The following is a 3,565-nucleotide window of genomic DNA, read 5'->3' as shown; positions in this document are numbered from 1 at the left end:
AGGCCGACGCCGCAGCCCACCGCGGGCAGTGCCAGCGCCCCACCGGTCAGCCAGAGCGCGCGGCGTCTGCTGATGGGCGACCTGGTTGGCCCGCCGCTGCAGCAGGCCGTACGACCAGGTCTCGCCGTCCGGGGTGCGCAGCGCGGGGGCGTCGGGGCCGTGGGTGAGGACGGGCAGGTCGACGAGTTCGGCCGCGGCGTTCAGCCGGTCCGGGTACTGCAGCTCCGGCGTGGTGAACTCGAGCGTCGGCCACAGCTCCGCCGGGGGCAGGTGGTCGCGGGTGAAGGTGTCCAGGTGGGCCGACGGTGAAAGAGTCAACGGAGGAGTCCTTCCAGGGCGTTGACGCAGGGTCAGGCGGTGCGGATCATGCCCTCCTGGGCGACGGTCGCCAGGTGGCGGTGGTCCCGGGTGAAGAAGCGCCCGGTACCGAGACCGCGGCCGCTCTCGGCGGCGACCGCCTCCTGGACGTAGAGCAGCCAGTCGTCGACCGGCCCGCGCCGGTGGAACCACATCGCGTGGTCGAGGCTCGCGGTGACCAGCCCGGGCATCGCCCAGGGCAGTCCGAGCACCCGCAGCACCGGCTCCAGGATCGTGTAGTCGCAGACGTAGGCGAGCGCCGCCCGGTCCCGCTGGTCGTCGGTCAGCCCCTCGACGGGCCGCAACCGGTCGAACGGCCGCACCCACACCGCCTGGTGCGGTGTCTGCTTGCCCTCCACGGCGAGGTAGAGCGGGCCCGGCACGTGGCGCATGTCGAAGCTCCGGCCGCCCGACCAGTACGCCTTGGACGCCTCCGTCATGGTGCCGCCGCTGCGCTCCGCCAGGTACGCCGCGGAGTCGGGCAGGGCCTCGGGGGCCGGCACCTCCAGGTCGAGGTCGGGGCCGGCCTCGAAGCTGCCGCCGGGCTCGCCGGCCGCGAAGTTCGCCAGGCAGACGTAGACCGGCCGGCCGTTCTGGTAGGCGCGCACCTGCCGGGTGCTGTAGCCGCGGCCGTCCCGCAGCAGCTCGACCTCGTGGCGCACGGCGGCGCCGATGTCGGCCGGCCGGAGGAAGTACCCGTGCATCGAGTGCAGCGACTTGCCGTCGGCGACCGAGCGCATCGCGGCGGCCGCGGCCTGCGCCACCAGGTCGCCGCCGTACGCCTTCGGCCACGGGCAGGGCTGGGTGGTGGCGGTGAACGCGAGGTCGAAGTGCTGGGGCTCGGCAGGGCTCAGGGTGACCGCCGCGGTGAAGACCGCGGAGGTGGGCGGGGCGGCGTCGGCGGTCACGGCGTCGGCGGTCATCGGTCCGTCCAGTCCCGCAGGTCGGCGTCGGCGACGTCCGGCAGGTTGACCACGATGTTCTCGGGCGTGCGGGTGGTCATCCAGACCAGCGGCTTCGTCCGCGACAGGTTGCACTCCACGTGCGGCATGAAGGGCGGTACGAACACCCAGTCGCCCTCCTCCATGTCGAGGTAGTCCGCGAACTCCTCGCCGAAGTAGATGCGCGCCCGGCCGGAGAGCACGTAGCCGCCGGTCTCGGCCTCGCCGTGGTGGTGGGACACCGAGCGGTAGCCGGGCTCGTTGCTGACCTTGCCGAACCAGAGCCGCCGGGCCGGGGTGTGCTGGATGCTCACGCCGGAGACCCGGACGGCGCCGCCCGAGTCGGCCGTGCCCGGGTCCTCCAGGCCGCGGCGCGTCACGACGGGCGCGACCAGGCCGCTCGGCAGCCGGTACATCGAGTTGTCGCCCTCCAGGCGGTACTTGCTGAGGTCGGGCTCCATTGCGGACGGCTCCGTTCCGTGCGGCGGACGTCGGCGCGCCGGCGGGCCGGCCGCGGCGCCCGGCGCCATGGTGGTGTCGAAGGTGTCTGCTGCCGGGCCGGCGCTGTTCCCGCCCGGCGCCCGGGCCGATCGGTATCTCGTTTTTTTCACGGCCGTCATCTATTGTCAATATGCCCCGCGCGGCGGGGCGGAACCGGCCCGACGCAGCACCGACCGGAGGTCGCATGACGCCCGTCGCCGTGAACCCGGACGCCCTCCCCGTGCCCAGCGGCTACTCGCACGGCACGCTGGCGGGGAACACCCTCTACCTCGGCGGCCAGACCGCCCTCGACGCCGACATGCGGATCGTCCCCGGCGGCATCGTCGAGCAGTTCCGCCAGGCCTTCGGCAACGTGCTCACCACCCTGCGCGAGGTGGGCGGCGAACCGCAGGACCTGGTCAGCGTGACCCTGTACCTGACCGACATCCCCGACTACCAGGCCCACGGCAAGGAGATCGGCAAGGTCTGGCGGGAGCTGGCCGGCCCCGTCTACCCCGCCATGGCCGGCATCGGCTGCACCGCGCTCTGGCAGCCCGAAGCCATGATCGAGATCCTCGGCGTCGCCGTCGTCCCGGACGACCGCCTGGTACGCCCCGGCAGCCGCCCCAACCCCTAGGACGTGTCTTCAAGGCGTACGGATGCCACATGGGGGCGCGGGGAACTGCGCAGTCCGGGAGTGGTGCTCCTGACGAATCCGGGCGCACCCCTGGTCCGGACGGTGGCCCGCCTCCGAATTGCGCAGTTCCCCCCCAGCCTTCGGCCGGGAGGTGCCCCACGAGCCCCTGAATCGACCGCCCGAGCGACCTTTGAAGACAGCTCCTAGTGCTCAGTACGCGCCGGCGACCGAGGCCGCGGCGTTGCCCGGCTCGTAGGCGCGGTCGGTGATGATCACGCTGTCGGCGATGGACTCCCCGGCGAGGAACTTCTGCAGGGTCTCGAAGGCCAGCGGGCCGAACCTCGGGTTGGACTCGATGACGCCGTTGTAGTCGCCGGCGGCGAGCGCCTGCACGGCGTTGCGGGTGCCGTCGATGGAGACGATCTTGACGTCCTTGCCGGGCTTGCGGCCGGCGCTCTTGAGGGCGGTGACGGCGCCGAGGCCCATCTCGTCGTTCTCCGCGTACACCGCGGTGATCTCCGGCTTGGACTGGATCAGCTGCTCCATCACCTGCTGGCCCTTGTCCCGGGCGAACTCGCCGGTCTGCTGGGCGACGATCTCCATGCCGGGCGCCTTGGCCTTCAGCTGCTCGACGAAGCCGTTGGTGCGGTCGGTGGTGACGTTGTTGCCGGAGGAGCCGAGCAGGATGGCGACCTTGCCGGTGCCGCCGGTGGCCTGGATGAGCGCGTCGGCGGCCCGCTTGCCCTGCTCGACGAAGTTGGAGCCGATGAAGGTCAGGTAGTCCTTGCAGGCGGTGGCGTTGACCTTGCGATCGATGGTGATCACCGGGACGTGCTTGGCGGCCGCGGCGGCGAGCGCCGGCTGCAGGCCGTCGGAGTTCAGCGGCGCGACGACGAGCAGCTGCGCGCCCTGGTTGAGCATGTCCTGGATGTCGCTGATCTGCTTCGAGAGCTGGGACTGCGCGTTGGTGGTGAGCAGCTTCTTGACGCCGAGCTTGGCCGCCTCGTCCTTGATCGACTGGGTCTCGGCGATGCGGAAGGGGTTGGCCTCCTTCTCCGACTGGGAGAAGCCGACGATCGCGTCCTTCAGGTCGATCTTGGGGGTGCCGGTGCTCTGCAGGGTGCAGCCCGCGCCGGCGGCCGGGGCGGAG

General features: G+C 71.9%; 4 protein-coding genes and 1 pseudogene. 1 reads left to right on the top strand and 4 read right to left on the bottom strand.

Annotated features, from left to right (window positions below; genetic code table 11):
- From ABZ641_RS29570 to ABZ641_RS29560, 3 genes and pseudogenes are all read right to left on the bottom strand, one after another.
- A pseudogene (locus ABZ641_RS29570) lies at positions 1-318 on the bottom strand (2-aminobenzoate-CoA ligase); the annotation flags it as partial.
- Positions 319-350: 32 nt separating this feature from the next.
- On the bottom strand, positions 351-1,280 hold the full coding sequence (locus tag ABZ641_RS29565; protein WP_344627204.1) for an acyl-CoA thioesterase domain-containing protein: 930 nt from the start codon (positions 1,278-1,280) through the stop codon (positions 351-353).
- Entirely contained in the window at positions 1,277-1,759 is a 483-nt protein-coding gene (locus tag ABZ641_RS29560; RefSeq protein WP_344627205.1) for a cupin domain-containing protein, read from the bottom strand. The genes ABZ641_RS29565 and ABZ641_RS29560 overlap by 4 nt, the downstream gene beginning before the upstream one ends.
- Positions 1,760-1,983: 224 nt before the next feature.
- Between ABZ641_RS29560 and ABZ641_RS29555 the strand changes: the two genes are divergently transcribed.
- The gene (locus ABZ641_RS29555; RefSeq protein ID WP_344627206.1) at positions 1,984-2,415 is read left to right on the top strand and encodes a RidA family protein; all 432 of its coding nucleotides are present in this window, start codon (positions 1,984-1,986) and stop codon (positions 2,413-2,415) included.
- 210 nt (positions 2,416-2,625) lie between these two features.
- Here ABZ641_RS29555 and ABZ641_RS29550 read toward each other — a convergent pair.
- On the bottom strand, positions 2,626-3,565 hold a 940-nt coding region (locus ABZ641_RS29550; RefSeq protein WP_359986663.1), incomplete at its 5' end, for an ABC transporter substrate-binding protein.

The organism is Kitasatospora sp. NPDC007106, assembly GCF_040634455.1.
Taxonomy (GTDB): domain Bacteria; phylum Actinomycetota; class Actinomycetes; order Streptomycetales; family Streptomycetaceae; genus Kitasatospora; species Kitasatospora arboriphila.
This window is presented reverse-complemented; position numbering and strand designations above follow the sequence as displayed.